At 39.0% G+C, this 23494-nt stretch carries 23 protein-coding genes; 2 read left to right on the forward strand and 21 right to left on the reverse strand.

Features of this window, described 5'->3' with window-relative positions; genetic code table 11:
* Positions 1-139: 139 nt before the first annotated feature.
* The 14 genes from JOD28_RS06970 to metG form a co-directional block, all read right to left on the reverse strand.
* Positions 140-1516, reverse strand: a complete 1377-nt coding sequence (locus JOD28_RS06970; protein WP_204770110.1) for an acetyl-CoA carboxylase biotin carboxylase subunit — start codon at positions 1514-1516, stop codon at positions 140-142.
* A 2-nt stretch (positions 1517-1518) separates the two neighbouring features.
* Entirely contained in the window at positions 1519-1950 is a 432-nt protein-coding gene (fabZ, locus tag JOD28_RS06975; RefSeq protein WP_204770111.1) for a 3-hydroxyacyl-ACP dehydratase FabZ, read from the reverse strand.
* An 87-nt stretch (positions 1951-2037) separates the two neighbouring features.
* The gene (gene accB, locus JOD28_RS06980) at positions 2038-2496 is read right to left on the reverse strand and encodes an acetyl-CoA carboxylase biotin carboxyl carrier protein (RefSeq protein WP_204770112.1); all 459 of its coding nucleotides are present in this window, start codon (positions 2494-2496) and stop codon (positions 2038-2040) included.
* Between the two features lie 3 nt (positions 2497-2499).
* Positions 2500-3762 (reverse strand): beta-ketoacyl-ACP synthase II, encoded by a 1263-nt coding sequence (gene fabF, locus JOD28_RS06985; RefSeq protein WP_204770113.1) that lies wholly within the window; start codon positions 3760-3762, stop codon positions 2500-2502.
* Between the two features lie 15 nt (positions 3763-3777).
* Positions 3778-4509: a beta-ketoacyl-ACP reductase gene (locus tag JOD28_RS06990; RefSeq protein WP_204770114.1), complete on the reverse strand. Its 732-nt coding sequence runs from the start codon at positions 4507-4509 to the stop codon at positions 3778-3780.
* A 1-nt stretch (position 4510) separates the two neighbouring features.
* Positions 4511-5455 (reverse strand): ACP S-malonyltransferase, encoded by a 945-nt coding sequence (locus JOD28_RS06995; RefSeq protein ID WP_204770115.1) that lies wholly within the window; start codon positions 5453-5455, stop codon positions 4511-4513.
* 55 nt (positions 5456-5510) lie between these two features.
* The gene (locus JOD28_RS07000) at positions 5511-6479 is read right to left on the reverse strand and encodes a nitronate monooxygenase (protein WP_204770116.1); all 969 of its coding nucleotides are present in this window, start codon (positions 6477-6479) and stop codon (positions 5511-5513) included.
* Between the two features lie 55 nt (positions 6480-6534).
* Complete coding sequence (locus tag JOD28_RS07005; protein WP_013103190.1) at positions 6535-6774, reverse strand: acyl carrier protein; 240 nt, start codon at positions 6772-6774, stop codon at positions 6535-6537.
* Positions 6775-6849: 75 nt separating this feature from the next.
* Positions 6850-7821, reverse strand: a complete 972-nt coding sequence (locus tag JOD28_RS07010; RefSeq protein ID WP_204770117.1) for a beta-ketoacyl-ACP synthase III — start codon at positions 7819-7821, stop codon at positions 6850-6852.
* 9 nt (positions 7822-7830) lie between these two features.
* Positions 7831-8289, reverse strand: a complete 459-nt coding sequence (locus tag JOD28_RS07015) for a MarR family winged helix-turn-helix transcriptional regulator (RefSeq protein ID WP_204770118.1) — start codon at positions 8287-8289, stop codon at positions 7831-7833.
* The gene (gene fabZ / locus JOD28_RS07020) at positions 8286-8729 is read right to left on the reverse strand and encodes a 3-hydroxyacyl-ACP dehydratase FabZ (protein ID WP_041762829.1); all 444 of its coding nucleotides are present in this window, start codon (positions 8727-8729) and stop codon (positions 8286-8288) included. The genes JOD28_RS07015 and fabZ (JOD28_RS07020) overlap by 4 nt, the downstream gene beginning before the upstream one ends.
* 180 nt (positions 8730-8909) lie before the next feature.
* Positions 8910-9719 (reverse strand): metallophosphoesterase, encoded by an 810-nt coding sequence (locus JOD28_RS07025; protein WP_204770119.1) that lies wholly within the window; start codon positions 9717-9719, stop codon positions 8910-8912.
* Between the two features lie 135 nt (positions 9720-9854).
* Positions 9855-10871 carry a type I glyceraldehyde-3-phosphate dehydrogenase gene (gene gap, locus JOD28_RS07030; protein WP_013103185.1) on the reverse strand — a complete coding sequence of 339 codons (1017 nt, stop codon included), beginning with the start codon at positions 10869-10871 and terminating at the stop codon, positions 9855-9857.
* 287 nt (positions 10872-11158) lie between these two features.
* Positions 11159-13270, reverse strand: coding sequence for a methionine--tRNA ligase (metG, locus tag JOD28_RS07035; RefSeq protein ID WP_204770120.1), 2112 nt, complete (start codon positions 13268-13270; stop codon positions 11159-11161).
* Between the two features lie 223 nt (positions 13271-13493).
* Between metG and JOD28_RS07040 the strand changes: the two genes are divergently transcribed.
* Complete coding sequence (locus tag JOD28_RS07040; RefSeq protein WP_204770121.1) at positions 13494-14150, forward strand: HD domain-containing protein; 657 nt, start codon at positions 13494-13496, stop codon at positions 14148-14150.
* Between the two features lie 99 nt (positions 14151-14249).
* Positions 14250-15125: a DNA/RNA non-specific endonuclease gene (locus JOD28_RS07045; RefSeq protein WP_204770122.1), complete on the forward strand. Its 876-nt coding sequence runs from the start codon at positions 14250-14252 to the stop codon at positions 15123-15125.
* A 34-nt stretch (positions 15126-15159) separates the two neighbouring features.
* On the opposite strand, the gene JOD28_RS07050 is transcribed toward JOD28_RS07045, so the two are convergent.
* From JOD28_RS07050 to JOD28_RS07075, 7 genes are all read right to left on the reverse strand, one after another.
* Entirely contained in the window at positions 15160-16740 is a 1581-nt protein-coding gene (locus JOD28_RS07050) for a zinc ribbon domain-containing protein (RefSeq protein WP_204770123.1), read from the reverse strand.
* 17 nt (positions 16741-16757) lie between these two features.
* A complete protein-coding gene (locus tag JOD28_RS07055) occupies positions 16758-17648 on the reverse strand; it encodes a hypothetical protein (protein ID WP_204770124.1) in 891 nt (296 codons plus the stop codon).
* 240 nt (positions 17649-17888) lie between these two features.
* Positions 17889-20810, reverse strand: a complete 2922-nt coding sequence (locus JOD28_RS07060) for an SEC10/PgrA surface exclusion domain-containing protein (protein ID WP_204770125.1) — start codon at positions 20808-20810, stop codon at positions 17889-17891.
* 58 nt (positions 20811-20868) lie between these two features.
* Positions 20869-21003: a hypothetical protein gene (locus JOD28_RS09865; protein ID WP_259650389.1), complete on the reverse strand. Its 135-nt coding sequence runs from the start codon at positions 21001-21003 to the stop codon at positions 20869-20871.
* 59 nt (positions 21004-21062) lie between these two features.
* The gene (locus JOD28_RS09775) at positions 21063-21218 is read right to left on the reverse strand and encodes a hypothetical protein (protein WP_239531134.1); all 156 of its coding nucleotides are present in this window, start codon (positions 21216-21218) and stop codon (positions 21063-21065) included.
* 14 nt (positions 21219-21232) lie between these two features.
* Positions 21233-21997 (reverse strand): PTS system mannose/fructose/sorbose family transporter subunit IID, encoded by a 765-nt coding sequence (locus JOD28_RS07070; protein ID WP_204770126.1) that lies wholly within the window; start codon positions 21995-21997, stop codon positions 21233-21235.
* Positions 21998-22056: 59 nt separating this feature from the next.
* A complete protein-coding gene (locus JOD28_RS07075) occupies positions 22057-23184 on the reverse strand; it encodes a DUF6287 domain-containing protein (protein WP_204770127.1) in 1128 nt (375 codons plus the stop codon).
* Positions 23185-23494: the final 310 nt, after the last annotated feature.

A 23494-nucleotide genomic window follows, 5' to 3' on the forward strand; every position in this document is an offset into this window, starting at 1 on the left:
AAATCAAAAACACAGCCTATACTGAAGAACAATTATTAAACAGTTAACATATGCCTCCTCATTATTCATAGTAAATTAAAGATACTCATGGCATCCTTAACACAACAATACCGCATATGTCACCATACGCGGTATATATTTATTCACCGCTTGGTAAGCTTTGCACCCAACGTGGTAAAAATTCAGTTTCTAAGTAACGTGTATCAAAATCGCCACGCTGAACCTGAGGATCAGCTAATAGCGCTTTTTGAAAGCTACGACTCGTCTCAACACCACGGATAACTGTTTCATCAACAATACGATAAATTTTAGCCATTGCCTGCACACGATCAGCGCCATGTACAATTAGTTTACCAATCATTGAATCGTAAAATGGTTGTATCTTATCACCATTAAACATTGCTGAATCGATACGAATACCAGGGCCACCAGTTGGTAAGAACACAAATTCTACCGTACCGGCACTTGGCGCAAAGTTTTTCTCAGGTTTTTCTGCCGTCAAACGAATCTCAATTGAGTGTCCTTGAACTGCAACATCCTTTTGTGAAACAGGTAAATCCTCACCCGCAGCTACAGAAATTTGTAGTTTAATTAAATCCAATCCGGTTACCATTTCAGAAACTGGATGTTCAACTTGAATACGCGTATTCATCTCCATGAAGTAAAAATCGCCATTACGATCTTGCAAAAACTCAATCGTTCCAGTATTTACATAACGTAATGCTTGCGCTGCGCGAGTGACAATATCACCCAAATGTGCACGCATTTCAGGTGTTACACCTGTAGCTGGCGATTCTTCCATAACCTTCTGATTATTTCTCTGTAACGAACAATTACGTTCTGGCAAATAAACAACATGGCCATTGTCATCACGAAATACTTGCATTTCAATATGACGCACACGTTCCATGACTTTTTCAATATACATGTGATCATCACCAAAAGAAGACCGTGCTTCATTTTGTGCGTCGTCAAATTTATCAGACAGTTCATCTTCACCGTACACAAATCGCATACCCTTACCACCGCCGCCAGCGGCAGCTTTTAGGAGTAGTGGATAACCGATGCGGTCTGCAACTTCCTTAGCTTCATCAAAGTCGCGAATAAAGCCATCAGAACCCGGAATAACTGGAACGCCAGCACGCCGCATTTCTTCACGCGCATTTGCCTTATTACCCATGAGTTCAATTGTTTCTGGGCGTGGGCCAATCCACTTAATGCCTACTTCACCAACCATTTCAGCAAATAAAGCATTTTCTGCTAAAAAGCCGTAACCAGGATGAATGGCCTCAGCACCAGAAAGCAACGCTGCACTCAATATGTTTTTCATATTTAAATAAGAATCTTTTGGCTTAGGACCGCCTACTGAAATTGCCTCATCAGCAATTTGCACATGCAAGCTATCCTTATCAGCTGTTGAATAAATAGCAACTGATGCGATACCCATTTCTTTTAACGTCCGAATAATGCGTACCGCGATTTCACCACGATTTGCAACCAATACTTTTTTAAACACAGTTAATCTCCAATGATGAATGTTAGTTCCGCAGTTGTTGCCTTTTTGTCACCAATCCAAACAATCCCTTTACCTGTACCAATTGGTCCACGAAGGCGTTCAATTGTCACTTCTAGTTTTAGACGATCACCTGGACGTACCATTTGGCGATAACGTGCCTTTTTAATCCCACCAAAGTAGGCAGTTTTCCCTTTGTACTCAGGTAATGACAATAAGGCAACAGCACCAGCTTGCGCTAATGCTTCAACAGTTAACGCACCAGGAAATGTTGGATTTCCTGGAAAATGCCCTTGGAAGATTTCTTCGTTAATTGAGATATTCTTAAAAGCGACAACCTTTTCACCGGGAACTAGTTCCTCAACTGTATCTAGCATCAGCATTGGATAACGATGCGGTATGATCTCCATAATTTGTTGGGTATTTAATACGGTCATTTTCATTTAGGCAAAAAACAATATATGACGCCACATTATTTTTTGCGCTCCTCCTCTTCAAATATGTACGCGGAAAGTCCGCATGTTTTAATCTTTTTCAATAATATACAAAGGTTTATTGTAATCAACAACTTCTTCATTCTCAACAAGAATTTTTGAAACTGTTCCTGCAACATCACTATGAATCTCTGTCATCAATTTCATGGCTTCAATAACGGCAACCGTTTCACCAACAGTAACCTTGTCTCCCACCGCTTTAAACATTGGTGCCTCAGGTTTTGGTTGGAGATAAACTGTGCCAACCATTGGCGCAACGATTTCTACGCCATCATTGGCTGGTTGCGCCAGAGGATGATCTGCAGATGGTGCGTCAGCCGTTACTGGTGCTGGTGCAGTTGGCGTTGAAATTGATGTGTTAACCATTGCTGGGTTTTCATTTTTTGACAAATGTAAACTAAAATCACCATCAATTATTTTAAATTCGCGTAATGAACTATTCTCTACATCGTTCATTAACTCATGGATTTCATTAATATTTAAACTCATGGATTAAGCCTCATTGTGCCAATTTTTGAAAATAACAGCAGCGTTATGACCACCGAAACCATAATTCGCACTCAAAACATATTCTGGTGCTTGATGCTTCGTTTCTTTGGTAACCAAATTGATAACACGTGTGTCATCATCTTGTTCATCAACACCTACATTGACAGGTAATTCGCCACGTGTTAATGCGCCAACTGAAATCAAAGCTTCAATAGCACCCGCGGCACCCAATAGGTGTCCTGTCATACCTTTTGTTGATGAAACTGGTAATGAATTTGCACCAAAGACAGTTGCTATGGCGTGTGCTTCACCTGAATCATTAGCCCCAGTTGCTGTACCATGGGCATTGATATATGAAATTTGTTCTGGCTTTAAGTCAGCATCTGTCAGGGCATCTACCAATGCACGTGCAGCACCTTCGCCGTCAGGCGTTGGTGATGTCATGTGGTAAGCATCAGATGATGAACCATAACCCACTACTTCAGCTAAAATATTTGCACCACGCGCTTGTGCATGTTCCAAACTTTCGATAACCAGTATACCAGACCCCTCACCAAGAACGAAACCATGACGGTTTTTATCAAATGGCTTTGAGGCCTCAGCAGGATTTTCTTCTGTTGATAACGCAGTTAATGCAGCGAAACCTGCAATACCAATCTCATTGACAGTCGCTTCTGCACCACCAGTTAGCATAACATCTGCTTTACCTGATTGAATACGCCAGAAAGCTTCGCCAATGGCATTCGTTGCTGAAGCACATGCTGTAACAATTGTATAGTTAACACCCTTGGCACCAAAACGAATTGATACGTTACCAGACACCATGTTAGGAATTGATTCTGGTACAAACAACGGACTAACACGTTGTGGCCCCTTGTCATGCATTTTAATAACTTGTTCTTGGATTGTTGTCAAACCACCAATACCATTTCCCAAGATGACCCCAAAACGATTAGGATCTTCAACAGTCGTTGGATTTTCTGAACCTTCTGGTGATTTTAATCCAGCGTTTTCCAATGCTTGGTCCGCAGCATCAATCGCATATTGAGAAAACAAATCTAACTTACGCGCGTCTCTTTTGCCAACACGCTTAGCTGCATCAAAACCATCTACTTGACCAGCAACTGTAATGCCTGTTTCTGAAGCATCAAATTTTGTAATAGGCTTGATACCGATTTCTTCGTTAAAGATACCATTCAAAAATGTTTCTGTATCATTTCCAAGTGGTGTAACTGCACCAAGTCCAGTGATTACTACTCGTGACATATGTTTCTCCTTTAATTAAATATATAGGCCGCCATCAACAGTCAGTGTTTGACCTGTGATATAAGCACTATCAGCTAAGAATAATACGGCTTCAGCAACTTCACTGGCCTCACCGAAACGTGACAACGGGATATTCTTCAAAATATCAGCTTGTGTAGCTTCTGGCAATACTGCTGTCATGTCAGACACAATCATGCCTGGCGCAATCGCATTCACGCGAATACCACGACGTGCACCTTCTTTTGCCAAAGACTTTGTAAAACCAATAATACCGGCCTTTGAAGCTGCATAATTGACCTGACCCATATTTCCCATCAAACCAACGACTGAGCTTAAATTAACAATCGCACCATGTTTTTGGCGAATCATTTTTTTGAAGATAGGTTGTGTCACATTGAAAGTGCCGTTCAAATTAACATTCACAACACTAGCAAAATCAGCAGGGGACATTGCCATGGCTAACTGATCCTTTGTGATACCAGCATTATTGACCAATACATCAATTCCAGTGAATCCTTCTTGCTTATACAATGCTTTAATATTTTCTTCTGCAACGTCTGCATCAGTAATATCAAATTGCAATGTTTGTGGCGTTTGTTGGAACTCAGCCAATACTTCCGGTTTGATTTCTGACCGTGCGTGCAAAATTAAATTTGCACCAGCAGCGTCAAAAGCTTTTGCAATTGCGAGTCCAATGCCTCGCGATGAACCAGTCACTAAGACTGTTTTATTTGTAAAATCCGTCATGTTAAACTTCCTTTCCTTCCGTTAGCAAGATATCACGTACGGCGTTAAAGCTATCTAAATCAGTAATCGCATAGCGCTTAACTTCTTTTGGCGCAATTTTTTTAGCAAATTTGACCAGTGTTTCTGATGGCCCAATCTCTAAGAAAGTATCAACACCAGCATCTAACATCTTTTGCATGGCTTGTGCAAAATAAGTTGGTGAAATAATTTGTTTTGTCAATGTATCAAACAATGTCTCTGGTGTGAACAACTCACCTGTAGTATTTGAATATACTGGGTATGTCATGTTATTGAATGTTTCACCAGCTAAACGCGTTGTTAACTGTAATGCTGCATCTTTTAGCAACGGCGTGTGAAATGCCCCTGATACTGGTAATTCTACCATGCGCTTTATACCAGCTACAGTCAATGCATCAACTGCAATGTCCACATCAGCTGCTACGCCACCAATAACCAACTGTGCAAAAGTATTATAATTAGCTGGATAGACACGTTTACCTTCTAATTGTAAATCAGACAAGACGTCTTCAACAAGTTTTTGATTATCACCCATAACAGCGACCATCTTACCTGGATTAGCATCCCCAACTGATTGCATGTAGATACCACGATCCTTAATAATCGCTACAGCTTGATCAAATGTTAAGGCACCGCTAGCTGACAAAGCCGAATATTCGCCTAAGCTCAACCCTAACCCAGCTACTGGTGCTGGTAAGGCAGTACCTAACGCATTAATTATTGCTTGACTCATTGTTAAAATAGCAGGTTGTGCGTAAGCTGTTTGTTTGATCTTATTCTCATCGTTAGCAACCGCTTGTAAATCATACCCTAAAATGTTGGAAGCCTGATCAACTGTTGCTTTATATTCTGGTAAGGCCTGATACAGATCGAAACCCATGCCAGCTTGTTGTGCACCTTGACCACTAAATAAGATACCTAGTTTCATATTAATTAAACCCCATATACTATCTACTTACAATCAAACCGACGATTGTCGGTTATTATGACAGTGTTTTATTTTCAATTCCCATCAAGTCAGTTGCTTGTGTCCATATATCCGACAAAATATCAGCTGCTGGTTTTTCATCTTTAATCATACCAGATACTTGACCGGCCATGAAAGCGCCACCTTCTTTGTCGCCTTCTTGGACAGCACGACGCAATGTTCCTGATTCAAGTGCTTCAATAGCTGCTGCATCGGGCTTTTCTTTTTGTAACTCATTCACTTCATTTTTAACAAAATTTCTAGCCATTTTGTTCTTTAATACACGTGCACGGTTACCCATGATGTTACCAGTTACAATCGTATCAATATCCTTAGCTTTAATAATTTTAGCTTTGAAATTGTCATGCACTTCAGATTCAGTTGCCGTTAAGAACCGCGTACCCATTTGAGCACCTGCTGCGCCTAACATAAATGCTGCAGCAACACCACGACCATCACCAATACCACCTGCAGCAATCACTGGAATATTAACAGCATCAACAACTTGTGGCACTAAAGTCATGGTCGTTAACATACCAATATGACCACCAGATTCCATACCTTCAGCAATAACGGCATCAACACCCTTTTTTTCCATCATTTGAGCTAATGAAACAGAAGGCACAACCGGCATAACAATAATACCAGCAGCATGTAATTCGTCTAAAAACGGTGACGGATCGCCAGCGCCGGTAGCTACAACTGCAACACCTTCTTCAATAATAACATCAAAGACTTCGCGAATATGACGACTAAGTAGCATCACATTAACACCAAATGGTTTGTCTGTGAGTGACTTAACACGCTGAATTTCTTTACGCACATCTTCACCATGCCAGTAGCCGGTACCAATAAATCCCAGACCGCCACCTTCAGAAACCGCAGCAGCCAAGGCGCCTGTCCCAGCCCAAGTCATACCACCCTCAACAATGGGATACTTCATGCCTAATTTTTTAAAAATTGGGTTATCTACGTTAGTTGCCATCTTTTTTCCTTTAAATAAACTATGTACGTGACCAATGACTGATCACATGTAACATTTAAGCTGCCAATTGTTCCTTAACCTTGTCAACCAAGTCTTGTGTTGTCTTAATGTTTTCTGCAACAGCCAACTTAATGTCAAAATCATCTTCAACACGGTTCAAAACTTCAAACAAATCCAATGAATCTGCATCAATATCGTTTGTCAAATCTGTTGTTAAAGTCACTTCATTTTCTTCTAAATCAAATTGATCAACCAATATTTCTTTAACTTTGTCAAAAATTTCTGCATCTGTCATAACTTTATTCTCCTACTATTCTTGTATTATGTATTTTCGTTAGATTTTTACGGTGCAGCCGTCTACACCGGGAAATTAAATTTTAAAAATTTGCGCACCAACTGTCAAGCCACCACCAAAACCAACGAACGCAATGGTTTGGCCCGCATGTACTTGACCAGAAGCAACAAGTTCATCATACAATAAACCAACACTTGCTGCACTCGTATTACCGTTTGTGGCCATGTTTGTTGGAAATTTATCTGCCGGTTGGCCAAAACGCTTAGCGATTGAAGATACAATACGCGCATTAGCCTGATGCAATAAGTAATAATCAACATCATCTGCCGAAACATTTGCCTTATCTAATGCAACTTGTAGAACATTCGGCACTTCACGTGTCGCAAAACTATAAACTTCACGACCATTTTGATGGAAATATGGATCTTCAGGACTAATCTCACCAGCAAATGGATTTTTGTTGGCAAATCGACCTGCAATGAGATTATCTCCTTTGTTACCAAACGTTTGAAGTTCTTCTGCCAGTAACCCAACATGATCTTGTGTTGTCTCGACAAGTACGCCTGCCGCGCCATCACCAAACAATACCGCTGTGGTACGATCTTGCCAATCCACTAATTTAGATAATACCTCTGCGCCAATAACCATACCACGATGGTACCTTGTAGATAACAAACCAGAAGCCACGCTCATGCCGTAAACAAAACCTGAACAAGCTGCGCTCAAATCAAATGCGAACGCATTATTAGCACCAATGGCGCCTTGCACAATAGCTGCAGTACTTGGTGATAAACTATCTGGTGACATCGTACTGACGATAATAAAATCTAATGTTTCAGCTGCAATCCCTGTTTTATTAAGTAGTTGCGTAGCTACTTTTATTGCTAAATCACTGGTGTTTTCATTGGTCACAATGTGTCGTTGATGAATTCCTGTACGACTAAAGATCCAATCGTCATTAGTATCCATGATTTGACTCAATGTTTGATTCGTAACTTGCTGCTCTGGAAGTTGTCGCGCTGACGCCACAATTTTTAACTTTTCCATAGCTCCCCTTTATTGTTTAATGACATTTGCTAAATAGCTCACTAAATTATGAATTGCCCGTTTGACTGTTTCAGCTTCTGATGGTTGCATATTGTCCAGAAGGTTGTGTGTTAAATCACGATGAAAGCCTTGATGTGCACGATAAACAACGCGTCCTTTATGCGTTAAACCCAAGCGGACAACACGACGATCTGTATTAGAACGTCGTCTTTCAATGTACCCCTTATCAACCAATCGATCAATAGCAGTTGTCATGGCACTTGGCGTCAAGTGAATTATTTTAGCTACTTGCGAAGCACTTTTTTCAGAATACATAGATATCGCATCAATTGTATGCATATCCTTTAATGTAATATCTGAAAAATAACTTTGCTTCAAGGCAGCTTCTTCTATCCACATCACATTATTAAACACGGAAACAAGTTCATTATTTAATTCTTCAAAATCTTCTAATAATGGTTCGTTCATTCTGTTTCATCTGGTGAAACAACAAACATCAATTCAGCAGATGTTGCTGTTTTGCCATCAACTTTAGCTTCAACGATAACACTCCCCATGTTTGAACGTAGCTTGCCAAAGGAAACATGTAGTTTTAAGACATCTCCAGGCACAACCATCTTTTTAAATTTAGCATTATCAATGCCTGTCATGTAGGCTGTCTTACCCTTAAATTGTGGTGATGATAAAATTAATATAGAAGCAGCTTGTGCTAATGATTCAATAATAAGCACACCTGGCATGACAGGATTTCCTGGGAAATGTCCTTGGAAAAACTGTTCGTTAATTGTTACGTTTTTAACCGCAACAATTGATTCATCAGGCACCATTTCCTCAACGTAATCCATATAAAGAATAGGATAACGGTTTGGGATAAGGGCCATAATTTCTGTTGTTGTAAGCACTGGCATAATGTATAAGCGTGCTTGGCAGTAGATGGATCAGTCGTGATACGAATGCTTGCCAAACACATTTCCTTTCGTCTAATACTTCGACTATCGAAATATATAATAACAAAATTATCTCATGATTTATTTCGATAGTCAAACTAATTTTAAAAAAGCAATAAAAAAAACGCCGTTGCCAGCATCTTAAAATTCTAATATTACCAAATGATTTTGCCACTCTGTTATAAAATCATCGCTTGCCCATTCGTGTACGCGTGCGGTGTTATAACCAACAGCCGCATTATAATACGTATTGTTCCCCACTTTTAGTGGTGCTGGATGCAAATGCAGATGCCCTGTAATCGTGTCAATCGTATAGGAATGATCTAGTATTTGGCCAAATTGTTTACTACCTAATAGTGCGTTTGCCATATCTAAACGCGACAGACCGTTAGGAAACCGCTTGATATAATCAATTCTTGGTACAAAGTGTGACACAACCACTGTTTGTTTGTGATCAGCTTTGTTTAATTGCGACTTTATTTGAGTCATATTACGATTAAAACGTTCTTTATCCGAAACAGGTTGTTTAATTCGACGATCGTACCAAAATGATTTCTTAAAGCTTTGAATTTGCGCTTCTGTATAATCATCGCCAACAAAATCATAGTTGTACCAACCATTGTTACCAATTAACCTGACGGTTGGTGTCAAATCAATAAATTTATTGTGGAAATAGAGTGGGTCAATATCGCTTTCGAGCTCTTCATAGGTCACACCGTTCCCCATATCATGATTACCAGCAATAAAACGTATCAGCACTTTGTCACCCAGAACATCTTGCATGTCACGCGCAAATGCGAGTGATTTATTAAAATCATTAAATAAATCACCGGCAATAACATACAAATTAATGTCGTGATTTAATAAATACAACGCTTGTATATGCATTGCACGTTTAACATCTATTTTATTTAAATCAAAATGATTGTCTGATGAAAATGCAACTTTCACGGCAAAACCTCTTTCAAATAACTGTATAAAGTATATCATATATGACACAAAAAAGTTTGTAAGCAAAAAAAAAGCCTGCCGAAGCAGACTGGAATGAATTAGGATTAATGAGTAAAAACTCATTAAATCTATTTTTTACAAAGTAGCAAAGTGCAACAATGTACGGATCATGTTTGAAGTGAAACCGTATTCGTTATCATACCAAGCAGAAATCTTAACCAATTGTGAACCGTTACCAGTAGTGATTTCAGTTTGTGTTGGGTCGAATACTGTTCCGTGTGTGTCGCCAATGATATCTGTTGATACAAGACCATCACCATTGTAACCAAATGATTCCGATTCGTACTTCTTCATTGCTGCGTTCACTTCATCAACAGTGACTTCTTTGTCCAAAGTTGCTGTTAATTCAGTTACTGAACCATCGATAACAGGTACACGGAATGCGTGTCCTTGCAAACGACCATCCAATTCAGGGATAACCAAGCCGATAGCCTTGGCAGCACCTGATGAGTGTGGCAATGTTGTATTTGCTGCAGCACGATTTTGTTGACGCTTAGCAAATCCTGACTTAGGTGCATCTTGCAAAGCTTGAGAAGCTGTATAAGCGTGCACTGTTGTCATTGTTCCAGCTTTAACACCGAATTCCTTGTTCAATGCATTAGCCATTGGTGCCAATGATTGCGTTGTGCATGAACCAGCAGAAACAATTGTGTCATCTGCAGTTAAGATGTCTTGGTTAACACCATAAACAACTGTTGGTACAGCACCGGCTGGTGCTGAAACAAGTACTTTCTTAGCACCAGCATCCAAATGTGCTTGTGACTTTTCGGCTGATGTATAGAAACCAGTAGCTTCTAATACATAGTCAACGCCATCATTAGCAACCCACTTCAAATCTGCAGCGTTACGTTCTGCATAAACTGAATAGTGCTTGCCGTTAACAATGATGCCAGTGTCATCTGATGAAACTTCAGCTTGTAAAGTACCATGAATTGAGTCATACTTCAACAAGTATGCCAACATATCAGGACTAGTTAAATCGTTGATTGCAACAACTTCAATATCTGAAGCCTTATCTGATAATTCAAGGATACGACGGAAAGCCAAACGGCCAATACGTCCAAATCCGTTAATACCAATCTTAACAGTCATGTGTTTAGATCCTCCAAAGATTTTGTTTTTGACTTTTGTCAACAACCATATTATAGCACAAACTCAGCCACTGGGCGAATATGAATAGCACATATCGTTCAGCTTATCACTTGTGAATGGCACTCAGAATCAGGTTATTTTAACAAGATAATCATTATAGAACAAGTGATATTGCTTAGTGCGCTTTTCTGGTTGTGAATTAGTAAACTTTATATCACCAGGTTTAATTCTTTTGATTCAACCTATTTGATATTTGCGACTACTTGAAACCAGTATACGAACAGGTTTCATTCAATACCAGAGCCTGCTGCTATTGAATCTGGCAAAATGGTTACTGTCACAATATCATTTTTTTCGGCTGACAGAATCATGCCTTCTGATAGTTCACCAGCCATTTTGCGTGGCTTCATATTAGCCACGATAGCTACTGTCTTACCAACCAGTTCAGATGGGTCAGCATACCACTTACGAATACCTGACAAAATTTGTCTTGGCTTACCTGAACCGTCATCAAGTGTGAATTTTAACAGCTTTTCAGATTTTTCAACAATTTCACCCGCTATAATTTTAGCAGCTAGAATCTCAACTTTTGCAAAATCATCATAAGTAATCAAATCACGTGCTGGTTCCTCAGTGACTGCTGTTTTTTTGGCTTCTTCTTTTACAGCGCGGCCCTTACCTTTAGTGTCTTTGGACACCAAACCAGAAATAAAGGTTACTTCTTCTTCAACATTTTGACGAGGGAAAATAGGCTCACCCTTTTTGACAACTGTGCCACCAGTTGGCAACTGCCCAAATGTTAATCCAGCAATGCGTACGCCGTTTTCAGGATACTCAAAACCAAGTTGTTCGTATATTTTACGTGGTGCTTGTGTTAACACTGGTTGTAGCAGTACAGCCACAATACGCAAAGCACCGGCTAAATGTGCCATAACATTTGACAACACAGCTTTTTGTGTCTCGTCTTTAGCTAGTACCCATGGTTGTGTTTCATCAATGTACTTGTTAGCACGTCTGATAATTATCCAAACATTCTCTAAAGCATCAGCTGTGCGCATTTCCTGGAAATTCTGGTTATAAGATACGATAGCTTCTTCTACCGTACGCACAAGATCTTCGTCAAAGTCAGTTTGACCAGTTTGTAGTTGAGGGACAATGCCGCCCTCATACTTATTAATCATTGCAACAGTTCGATTTAACAAGTTACCCAAATCATTGGCTAAATCAAAATTAACACGTGCCACAAAATCTTCTGGTGTAAAGACGCCATCATTGCCAAAAGGCATCGCACGTAATAAGTAGTACCGGACAGCATCTAAACCATAACGTGCTTCTAGCACTTCAGGATAAATCACATTTCCCTTAGACTTAGACATCTTACCATCCTTCATCACTAGCCAACCATGACCAATGACAGATTTAGGCAATTCAAGACCAAGCGCATGTAGCATAATTGGCCAATAAATCGTGTGGAAACGAACAATTTCTTTACCAACCAATTGAACATTTGCTGGCCAGAATTTTTTGAATGCTTCCGTATTGTCTGACTCATAGCCAAGTGCTGTAATATAGTTAGACAAGGCATCAATCCAAACATAAATCACATGTTTTTCATCACCTGGAACAGGAATCCCCCAATCCACAGATGCTCGCGTAACCGCTAAATCTTCCAACCCTGGTGCAATGAAATTATTAATCATTTCATTCATACGTGCTTCTGGTTGAATAAATTCTGGGTGTGACTTGTAATATTCTAACAACCAATCAGCATACTTACTCATCTTGAAGAAGTATGCCTCCTCCTTGACTAGTTCAACTTCATGTCCTGATGGTGCCTTACCACCAATCATATTGCCAGCTTCATCACGGAATACTTCAGCTAATTGTGATTCTGTGAAGTATTCTTCATCAGAAACAGAATACCAGCCTTCATACTCTCCTTTATAAATATCATCATTTTCAAGAAGCGTTGTAAATATTTTTTGAACCGCTTTTTCATGACGATCTTCTGTTGTACGAATAAAATCATCATATGAAATATCCATCAGTGACCAAAGTTTTTTGATACCTTCAGCCATACCATCTAAATAATCAATCTCAGATATACCTGCAGCTTGAGCTTTTTGTTGTATTTTAAGACCGTGCTCATCTGTACCTGTCAAAAAATGAACATCTTCGCCAAGCAAACGATGATACCGTGCAGCTGCGTCTGCTAATACTGTTGTATAAGTATTGCCAAGTTGTAACTTACCGGAAGGGTAATAAATTGGTGTCGTAATATAGAAAGTTTTATCTTTCTTTACAGAAAATTGTTGTTCCGCTTTTGAGAATTTATCATAAACGACTGCTGAATCTGTAAGATTAGCTGTGTTAAAAAGGATGTTGTTTGGTTCTGACATATGAGTCTCTCTTTCTATCACGTCATCAATTAATGATACGTGTTCCTGCCATATGAGGCCTAGTTTATAAGATAATTATAACGAAGTTTACGTGTTTTTCATAGTTTTTCTCTGAAATTAAACCGTCATAACGAACATGAGACAATTTTAGACCTTTCCTTTAAGCATTAAAACTGGTAGAGTAAGCGAGTAACAACAATTATTGATAATTGGGGAAATTCAAATGACACAAATAGCACAATTAACGGATTATATGCAAAAAGCACTTGCTAAAGATAACTCAGGTCATAGCGTTGACCATATTGACCGCGTTGTTGCTTTAGCTGACAAAATTTTACGCAATGAACCAAGCGCTGATCCTTTTATCGTTCACGCTGCTGCATTGTTACATGATGTTTATGATGATAAACTGTTTGAAACTGAATCCGAAGCCTTAGCTGCCAAAGAAAACCTCATTCGTTTTTTACAGTCACTTGAAATTTCGCAAAATACGATTGATCGTATTATTGAAATCATTGACAACATGTCTTGGTCAAAATCACTTGAGGGTCAGGCCAAGCCACTTGATATCAATGGTCAAATCGTACAAGACGCCGATCGATTAGAAGCTGTTGGTGCGATTGCCGTCACACGTGCAATTACTTATGGCGCTGTCAAAAACCGTATCTTATATGATCCAAATATTGCCCCGCGCATTGCGAAAAATAAAGCGCAATATCGTAACGATGATAGTACAACAATTAATCACTTTTATGAAAAATTATTACTGATCAAAGACCGTTTAAACACTGAAACTGCACGTCAAATTGCTGTCAGTCGTCATCAATTCATGCTTGATTTCCTCGAACAATTTAAAGCAGAATGGGATTTGTCAAAATGATTTAATCAACCTAGGTCATGCTAATTAAACAGCATGGTCTGGTTTTTATTTTGTGTTAAAAATGGTATGATTTTAAAAGATTTGATACGGAGAATAAATATGGCAAGAAAACGAACCTATAAACGCAAACAATCCCCACAAAATAAATTATTATCTTTAATTATCGTCATTGCTCTATTTGGTTTTTATTTTTGGCAAAGTCAGCAACCTACTCATGAAACGTCCGTGCCAACATCAAAGTATGCCAAAGCAACCGCTACAAATAATCAAGCACTCTTAAATTTGAAATGGGATGGCACACTAGATGGTGACATTGTCCATATCAATAATAATCAAGCGACTTTCACACAGGCAGAATTGACACAAACATTTCCATCACAAGCTTCAAAATTACGCCCTGTTGATGGTCTTAGTTTATCCCCACTTGATAATCAAGGCCGCTCACAACAAGGCAACTTTGTGGCTAGCCAATCCGCTATCAGCAAAGTAACTGCGCGTCCAGAAAGAATTGGCTATGATGTCCGTCCCTCAGGTTGGTTCATCAACGATCGCTTTGATGGTCAAAAGTGGGTTGGTGGTTATCATAATAATCCTAATGTCAAACTAGGCAACGGCAAGCAAGCACTATGGAACAAATCACACATTGTCGGTTATCAATTCTTTGGTATGCCAACGATGGTGACTGAAAATATGACAACTGGTACCCGTGTACAAAATGCTTATCCTGGTCAACTCGTTCCTGAAGATGATATTCGTAACGCCATAAAAAAACACCCAAATATAAAAATCCGTGCGCAAGTGACCCCACTTTATATTGGTGACGACCGCTTGGCACGTGGCGTGCATTATATGGCTAAATCAGTTCAAGACAATGGCAAGACATTGAACTTCAACTACTGGATTTTCAATGTCCAACCAGGCATTCAAATCGATTATAAAACTGCTAAAGTCACGATTTCCAGTCAAGTGAAATAAAAATGACCCAATACTGTATGTATTGGGTCATTTTTTAGTCGACTGTACTATCTTCTGAAATTTTCTTTTGATCAGGATCAATCGAATCAATCTGCCATGTATCACTTCGTTTGTCATAAACTAAATGCGCAGTTAATTCGAACGTTTGCGTCAAATCACCAGATGTATCACCATCTTTATCGGTATCTGAAGCATAATAAAAATCAGTCTTAACTTGGTAAACCGCATCTGCTGTCGTCAGACTTGTTTGCTTAACAGACTTCACATCTGGCGTGTTAAATGACACAGAGTCAGCATTACGTTTAGCATCATGTAAATTATGGCGAATCATCTGCTTATAATCTTGATAAGCCTTATTGTTGGCACCATTTTTAAACATTGTCAAGCTATCACTGTCTTCTTCATCGGATGCGTAAGAACCTAACGCATTGTACATAGATGAAATCGTATTATCAGCGTCACTTTCAGTCATCAAGCCCTTCGCATCTAAGTCAATACTCTCGCCATCATACAAATCCTTCAAGCTCATTTTACTTGATCTGATTGTTTGATCACCAAATTTAGCTTCAACGTAGGCTGTTGCGCCCTTGCTAATTGGCATATTTTTAACTTGCAATAGCCCATCTTTCAACGTATCAATCTTCGTATTACCAATGTATAGATCACCTGACATTAAGTTTGAATTCACATCAAAACTAATCATATCAATGGCTAAGTTAACATTGGTGTTACTGCTGATTGGCCGTTCATCACTTGTTGCAACATCTTGCCCATTAATTTTTCCGGTAGCAGTAAATTTATATAAACCACTTACTTGTCTCTTTAAAGGTTTTGAATAGCTATCAGAATCAGATGTGCCAATTGTTTTACCATTCATTTTGAGCGTAATATCTTTATTATTGGTTGCGACATCAAAATCAACTGGCTTGATTGTTAGCTTATAATCAGGGAAGAACAAGAAATGTTTGCCGACCTGCGTGAAAGCATAACCATCTGTACTTGCACCAGACATCAATTGATCATAGACATTATTTTGACGTTGTTTTGACCAACTATCATCATTCATGTAATCAACAAATGGGGCCAATTCATTTGATTTAATCGCCTTCTTAGTATCAGACCATACAATATTTTTAGCATATTTTGTTGCACTGCCAGACTTCAATACCGTTAACGTGCGGTTGGCTGTGGCTGTCTTAGCATAATACTTATTACCCCAAATAAAGAGGCCGATAATAATAGCGACAACGACAATACCAACAGTCAAGGCAATTTTCTTACCTTTTGCCATTGGTGTTCTTGGTACTGCATTCACAGGTTCCGATGTTGGCTGTGCTAATGGTGTCGTACTTTGAAAACCACTTTGCTTTGCGTCACGTACTTCATCAAGACTAGGTTCACGCCCATTGTCTGATTTAAACTTTTCACGCCATGCTATTGCTGGTGTCACTAAAGGTGTGGCTGGCGCTACTGTCTCATCGGCCTGACTTGTTTTTGTTACGTCATCATTTGGTAAAACAAAACCCTGTTCTGCGGCTTTGCTGACCTCTTCTATTGTTGGGTTACGATGGTTAGCGGCTTTAAATGCAGCTAACCAAACTTTTTTCTGATCCATGTTAATTTTATCTCACCTCACACATTTCCAATTGATTTTGATAATGTCTCTAGTAATGGTCCGATAATAAACTTCAATTCAATACCAATAACGATAATCGTAATGATCCACTGACCTAATACTAACCAAATGGCATCTATTTTTTGCTTCCCTTGATGCGCTTCGGTCACCATAAATTGTTGTCCACTAGTTAAGATCGCAATACCAATCACAATAACCGCTGCTATAATGCCAAATGAGCTAAAAATAGTTTGCATGATTGATGAAACATCATCTATTGATGAGATAGAAAGCGATGGAATAGGTACTAAAAATGATAAAATAGCACCAATGATGTTAATCAAAGCTAATGGTGCAAACCACTTTAAGTATTTTAATACGTTTGTCTTGAGGTCAAAAGCTTGTCTATTGATCAATAACAAACCGGGTATAGCAGCTAAATACAAAATAGCAAATATAACAACCGCATAGAAAAATAATTGCGTGTTGAATGAGCTTAATTGTTGACGGACTGTGGTAGCCTCACTACCACTAAATGATGAATACGATTGGTAAGCAGTATTAAGACCTCGTCGCACAACATTTGAAAATGAAAAGGCACCTGTAATCGTTGCAATAGCAAAGGTTAACCATAAGAAAATATTGCCATTGACATGAATTTGTTCACTCGGATGCGCTAGGATTGGCTTAATCCACGTCCAATAATTACCTGCATGTTGCTTGGCATTCGTGTATACGCGATTGGCATCCTCAGACAATTCTGCTTTAGGCGCTTTGCTATTGGTTTGGGTATCATTGGTGTGCACTGAAATCTCGCCACTTTCAATCGCCGCCAAAACCTCTTCTGCGTTAGGCTGACGATCATTGATAAGTTCAAAATATTCTGTCCATTCTTTCTTTGTTGCCATCTATTTTCTCCCTATCATTACTTTTTTTATTAAAAACAATACGTTAGTTATTATAATATAAATATTAACGTTAATCAAAATCTTTTTAACATTCAAAACAATAATACTATTAAATAACAAAATATTATGTTGCCTATTTTGATTTTCTCTACTATATATCTAGAAATCAAAACCGTACAACATAATATTTTTAGTGTTTATAATTTTAATACGCTAAACAACGAAGCCCTCAAGCCGACGTTATACTCGTTTATTTTTCATATGCTTTGGTACATAGACGGATATACCGAGTAAACCAACCATACTGATTAATACAGCAAGTGACTTGGACGATGATTCCACCCCTGTCTTTGGCAAAGCAACGGATGATTGTGTCACATGTGAAACAGTGCCATTGCTAGGTAAGGTCGCTATACTATTTTTGTGTTGAGCCGTTGTTATCGTGTTCAGCACTTTGGCGCTTGCATCATAGACAACATGATCGTTATATTGATTTTTAGCAACTGTTGTTGTCACATTAGCCTGTTTATTAGTTGTCTGGTTTGAACCACCAACTGACGGGGTTGATTTATCTAACTGAATAAGTCGATCAAAGTAAGCTTGTGTCTTATTGTCAGTGTTAGTTGACGTTTGTTGGTTCGTTGATGGCTTAGCTGAACTATTACTTGCGCCTGTTGTTGGCTTGATGGCTGTTTCTTTAAGCTTTGCATAGTATTCATCTAATGTCATTGATCCAACTGAACCAGAATCCCCCTCATCACCTGTCTTCACAGGCGTCTTAGTGTCGTCAGGCGTATCCGTCGTTGGCTTGTCTGAAGGCTTATTAGGCGTTTCAGGCTTTGCATTTGCTGGATTGATACTATCTAAGTAGGCTTGACTGTCAGCTTGTGCCTTGGCATAACTCTTGGCATTTGATGTCTTCAAGTTTGATAATGCTTGGGCGTTGGTCGCAACTAAATCGTTGTATGCCTTGTCATTTGATGCCTTTAAGGCGTCAAGATTCTTGGCTCCTGTTTCTGCTTTACTTGCGACATCAGCATCTAATTGTGCCTTGAATGATGCTAATTCATTAGCTAACTTTGTTTCTAAGGCACTTTCAGCTTTTGCTTGGTTGGCCTTGAAGGCGGCTAATTCTTGGACTTGGCTTTGTTCAAACTTTGCCTTGTCTGTTGCTTTCTTGGCTGCTAGTTCGTCAGCCGGTACATCTTTGATGTTGGCTAACTTGGCATCATAATTGTCCTTTAGTGTTGCCAATGTTTCGGCTAACTTTGTGGCATTCTCATCATGTTGTGCGGTTGCGAGTTGCTTAATGCGAGCAACGTCACTAGCATATGACTTTGCATTGTTAGCCACTGTTGCATCGTGAGATGTTGTAATGTCGGCAACAATCTTGGCATACTTCGTGTTGATGTTGTCTAATGCTTGCTTGTTGTTTGTGCGTACATCAGCTAACTTTTGAGCATTAGCTGTCTTGACGTTTGTCAAGTTGGCTTGTGCATCAGCTAATGCCTTGACAGCAGCTGCATTGTTACCACCACGAGCAGCTTCAATTTCAGAAGCTGATTTCAATGTTAAGGGTTTGTCGTTAACTGTTACAGGGTTGTTTGTATCGTTAATTTCAGAACCTTGGAAAACAAAGATGTATGGCCATTCACTATTTGATTGTTGTAAAGCAAATGCCATTTGTAAGTTTTCACGCATGAAGTTGGCTAAATGACCGTTAGCATGGGCCCCATCTTGATAAATCATAGCAGTAATCATGTTTAATAGATTAACTTTGGCTGACAACATTGTGAGTTCAGAAGCTTGCGAAACTCCTAAGTTTTCAGAGGTGTTGAATAAGTTTAAATCTTTGTAGGCTTGTGTTGTTTTTGTTGTAGCTGAGTTGCCTAAGTAAACAGTATGTGTCAAGCCAGCATTAACGGCTTTACGATATTGAGCGGATTCATCAACAGCTTTCTGAGCATTGTTGGTTACTACAGCAGCACTCAAGCCATGAGCTGTTCGGTATGAATTAACTAAAGTCATGGCATAATCTGATAATTCAGCTTGTTGGGCTGTTGTGGCATCGCCATTGATTTTTGGTGTGTTATCATTTTCACCAGAATATGAATAATAATCATAATAACCAGCGTCATTGACATGACTTGCAGGAATATGTGGGTCACTTATTTTTGTTGGTAAGTTTCCGACACTGTTAATTGCCTGAGCATCAGCAAAGGCATCATCAGTTTCTGAATATGGATTGGCTGGTGTCGCAGCTTTAGTTGCCTTTGTGTTTGAGGTGTCAACTGTCTTTTGAGCTGAATTGACCGTATTTTGGGCTGTCTTTTCTGAAGCTGCATTAGACGCAGTTTGCGTTGCTTCTGCTTTTGTGTTGACATCAGTTTGTGTCTTTGTTTCAGCAGCTTGCTTGATTTGAGCTGTTGTTGTATCAGCCTTTTGACTCGCATCCGCTTGTTTATTAGCATTATCTTGACGAGCTTTTGCGGCGTCTTGTTCTGCTTTAGCATTTGCTTCAATTGTTGCATCTTGGGCGGCTTTGGCGGCCTGAGCATTTGCAATGTCTTGTTGGTTTTGTGCTGTGACAGCATCACGTTGTTCTTGTGCTGAACCAGTCTCTTTTGCTTGTTGTGCTGCAAAGTCAGCAGCTTCTTGCTGTTGCTTGGCAATCTCTACCTGTTGGGCAACTTCAGCATCCTTTTGAGCTTGAACTTGAGCTGCTTGATTGGCTGCTTCTTGTTCAGCTGCCTGTTGAGCGGCTGCTTGTGCATTAGCTTCGTCAGTGGCCTTTTGTTGGGCCTCAGCATCAGCTTGCGCCTTTTCATTGGCTGCTTGTTGAGCAGCTTGGGCTTCGGCGTTAGCCTTGGCTGTAGCTTCTTCTTGAGCTTTTTGTTGCGCTTGAGTATCAGCTAACTTTTGTGCTTCAGATGCCTTGGCAGCATCATAATTAGCTGTAGCTTGCGTCTTTTCGTCAGGCTGTGTTGATGGTGTTGTTTGTTCAGGTGTTCTTGTAGATGGTTGTACTTCAGCAGCGCTAGCTTTTGTTGTGCCTGTTGCAATCGTTGCCAATGTGATAGCTGTTGCTGTTGCAACCCCTAATTTTTTGGTTGGTGTTTTCACTGCATATCGTTCTCTACGTGTCATTTTGTGATTATTCATAGATTCTTTCTCTTTTCTTTAAATATGTGTAAACGTTACCTTGGATCAGACATTATTACTAACCTGCAACACTTGCCTTAACATCAATATTTTTTAAGTATTTAACAACTTCTTTGGATTCCGTTATATTCAATCTGGTAGCATAGGTTACTGGTGTGGTTGCAACTAGCTGCAAAACTTCATCCTCTGACATATTAAAAAGTTCATGAGATAAGTTAATCAATGCTTCTTCAGCTGTATCTGGTACATATTCTAACCGTACACCATATTGATGTTGTGCACTTTTGCACTTTTGCGTTTTTTAATATCGTTTATTTTGATCATATCCCGTGCAATTCCACTTGAATCAGCTAATTGCTGCAGCGTTTGTTGTTTAATATGATTCCCGAACATTTTTAATAAACCCATTCACTTATCCCCAATTACTTCCTGTTTCTGATATTGCTAATATTATTAGCGATAGATGAGGCACTTTGACCAACACTATCAATACTGCGGTTCATATTATCAATCTGAGCCATTTGTGCCATGATGACACCTGTCTGTGCTGCAATACTAGTTTGAACATTGTTTAATAAAATATTACTGGCTTCAGCAGCTTGTATCTGTGACTTTTGATTTTGTATCATTGCTTTCTGATTAGCTTTAATTTCAGCATTGTTTTTTTCCAAATCGTATTTGTTAATAGCTTCTTTCCAAGTATCTGCTCGGCCAGTTAACAAAATATTGTATAAAGCTGCTACTGCATAGATATTTGTGCATTCTCTAGGTAAAAACATCAGACTATCGTTGAATTCACCACTTTCTTGATAAACAGTCAATTCTGATTGTGCTTTTGATGCTAGTTGCCGGTATTTAGAAATTTTTTCTTTTGATAAAATCTTATCTTTTTTACCACTGCTATAACCATAAGCAAAATAGGCTGCTACGGCACCGACAACAAAACCAATAATAGGTCCAAGAATACTAGATACCACAACCATGGTGATCACAAAAGCACCAACAGGCACACCCCATCGAAATACACCTTGAAAACCGATAGGTGCTTGCAATGCTTGATGTATACGTCGATTAATTGTTGCAATTTGATCCTCGGCTTTTTTCTCATCAGATAGGTATTGATATGCAGTTGTTAACAATGACATCAAATCGTTTTTAGGTAGATCATTCAAATTTAAATCGTTCATAATAATTTTTCCTCTTATTCTTTTTTCGTCAGCCAGTATATAGCTTTTTTTCATCAATATTAATCTGCATCACCGACTTCCGGACTCAAAAACGTATATCCCGTTGATTGGTTCAATAAAGCATAGCGATTCAGCTTATTTTTCGTTTTTAAGTCTTCATTCCAGCTGGTCCCTGATTTATCGCGCCAGAAATTAGCTGGTAAGTCCGATATTTTTTGATCAGGTAAATACAAAGTGAATTTGTCGGGGTCATCCATACCGTAAGGCTTTACCCAAGTTTTTTTAACACCATTAACAATTTCAGTTTGACCAACAGTATGAGCTAAATTCAATTGATCAATATGCATTTGGTAGGCTGTGCCATTGACACGTTTAATTTTATTGAAGTTACCACTAAAGATCGCGTTTTGACTTGTACCATTGGGGTAATCATCTGTTGTATCGCCCATAGAAGATGCTGAATATTCGCCCGAAAATTGGCCATCAGGATGCAATTTTAAAGTTGTTTGCCAACCACCAGCACCTGAAGAGAAGGTCAACTGATCATTTATTTGCGGTAACTGGAAATCACTGGTATTGGTTTGTTGGTCATCTGTTGATTGCTGTCGCACATAGATATTGCGTTCATCGAATTGTTGCCCTGTAAATAATCGATCTTTAGATTGATCAGATTCACCATTAAAAGCCATACTAGTCACTTTTTTAACATCCACACCTTTAGGAATAAACCAGAAAGGCGTGAGTGCTGAAGCACCAGGGGTCGTGGGTAAAGGATCGCTTCCCGCGACCGTTTGCAAAATACCATCTTCGACCTTCGTACCGATATGATAACTTTGTTCCCCTGAAGATATTGCACCAGATGCAATATATATCTTTTGTTTGTTATTCGCTTGACCATCATGATTTGCTGATAGTGCACCCTTTTCATTCACTACCAATGTATCGCCTGCAGAATTTTTCCAAGTGCCTGCGACACTTGAAAAATTCTGATCACTTAATTGTGGTAAATTCATATCAGTTTGTTGCTTTTTGATCTTTCGTGCGGGCTGTTTTTGCGATTTGATTTTGGCACTCGTTGGTTGACTTGACTTAGCCGACTGATTTACTTGCTTCTGCTGCATGTAAATATAACCCCCACCAATCATTATTACTACCCCTGATAACAATAAAACAGTTTTTAATTTCATTGACAATCTGCTCCCTATATGGTCTGTTAGTTTAGGCCTTTTTCTTCTACATAAACATATTATGTACATATTTTAAAAAAGCGATACCTTTGACATTATAATAGTCAAAGGTATCGCTTAACGACTTTGTCCCAAAATCGGGGTGTTTTTCCTAACATAATATATTAAAATGAATATTAAACATATCATATTTAGAATAGTGGGCAGCTGATGATCAAACCAAACCAAACCAAACCAAACCAAACCAAACCAAACCAAACCAAACCAAACCAAACCAAACCAAACCAAACCAAACCAAACCAAACCAAAC

It is taken from the genome of Leuconostoc rapi (assembly GCF_016908715.1).
Taxonomy (GTDB): domain Bacteria; phylum Bacillota; class Bacilli; order Lactobacillales; family Lactobacillaceae; genus Leuconostoc; species Leuconostoc rapi.

What these genes read in the sequence shown, in the direction of transcription:
- JOD28_RS07060 (WP_204770125.1), bottom strand. Translation starts at nt 20,810, where the DNA reads ATGAATAATCACAAAATGACACGTAGAGAACGATATGCAGTGAAAACA.
- JOD28_RS07045 (WP_204770122.1), top strand. Translation starts at nt 14,250, where the DNA reads ATGGCAAGAAAACGAACCTATAAACGCAAACAATCCCCACAAAATAAA.
- JOD28_RS06995 (WP_204770115.1), bottom strand. Translation starts at nt 5,455, where the DNA reads ATGAAACTAGGTATCTTATTTAGTGGTCAAGGTGCACAACAAGCTGGC.
- JOD28_RS07050 (WP_204770123.1), bottom strand. Translation starts at nt 16,740, where the DNA reads ATGGATCAGAAAAAAGTTTGGTTAGCTGCATTTAAAGCCGCTAACCAT.
- JOD28_RS07040 (WP_204770121.1), top strand. Translation starts at nt 13,494, where the DNA reads ATGACACAAATAGCACAATTAACGGATTATATGCAAAAAGCACTTGCT.
- metG (WP_204770120.1), bottom strand. Translation starts at nt 13,270, where the DNA reads ATGTCAGAACCAAACAACATCCTTTTTAACACAGCTAATCTTACAGAT.
- JOD28_RS07010 (WP_204770117.1), bottom strand. Translation starts at nt 7,821, where the DNA reads ATGGAAAAGTTAAAAATTGTGGCGTCAGCGCGACAACTTCCAGAGCAG.
- JOD28_RS06990 (WP_204770114.1), bottom strand. Translation starts at nt 4,509, where the DNA reads ATGACGGATTTTACAAATAAAACAGTCTTAGTGACTGGTTCATCGCGA.
- JOD28_RS07075 (WP_204770127.1), bottom strand. Translation starts at nt 23,184, where the DNA reads ATGAAATTAAAAACTGTTTTATTGTTATCAGGGGTAGTAATAATGATT.
- JOD28_RS09775 (WP_239531134.1), bottom strand. Translation starts at nt 21,218, where the DNA reads ATGGGTTTATTAAAAATGTTCGGGAATCATATTAAACAACAAACGCTG.
- fabZ (WP_204770111.1), bottom strand. Translation starts at nt 1,950, where the DNA reads ATGACCGTATTAAATACCCAACAAATTATGGAGATCATACCGCATCGT.
- JOD28_RS07005 (WP_013103190.1), bottom strand. Translation starts at nt 6,774, where the DNA reads ATGACAGATGCAGAAATTTTTGACAAAGTTAAAGAAATATTGGTTGAT.
- fabZ (WP_041762829.1), bottom strand. Translation starts at nt 8,729, where the DNA reads ATGCCAGTGCTTACAACAACAGAAATTATGGCCCTTATCCCAAACCGT.
- JOD28_RS07015 (WP_204770118.1), bottom strand. Translation starts at nt 8,289, where the DNA reads ATGAACGAACCATTATTAGAAGATTTTGAAGAATTAAATAATGAACTT.
- accB (WP_204770112.1), bottom strand. Translation starts at nt 2,496, where the DNA reads ATGAGTTTAAATATTAATGAAATCCATGAGTTAATGAACGATGTAGAG.
- JOD28_RS07070 (WP_204770126.1), bottom strand. Translation starts at nt 21,997, where the DNA reads ATGAACGATTTAAATTTGAATGATCTACCTAAAAACGATTTGATGTCA.
- gap (WP_013103185.1), bottom strand. Translation starts at nt 10,871, where the DNA reads ATGACTGTTAAGATTGGTATTAACGGATTTGGACGTATTGGCCGTTTG.
- fabF (WP_204770113.1), bottom strand. Translation starts at nt 3,762, where the DNA reads ATGTCACGAGTAGTAATCACTGGACTTGGTGCAGTTACACCACTTGGA.
- JOD28_RS09865 (WP_259650389.1), bottom strand. Translation starts at nt 21,003, where the DNA reads ATGTCAGAGGATGAAGTTTTGCAGCTAGTTGCAACCACACCAGTAACC.
- JOD28_RS07000 (WP_204770116.1), bottom strand. Translation starts at nt 6,479, where the DNA reads ATGGCAACTAACGTAGATAACCCAATTTTTAAAAAATTAGGCATGAAG.
- JOD28_RS07055 (WP_204770124.1), bottom strand. Translation starts at nt 17,648, where the DNA reads ATGGCAACAAAGAAAGAATGGACAGAATATTTTGAACTTATCAATGAT.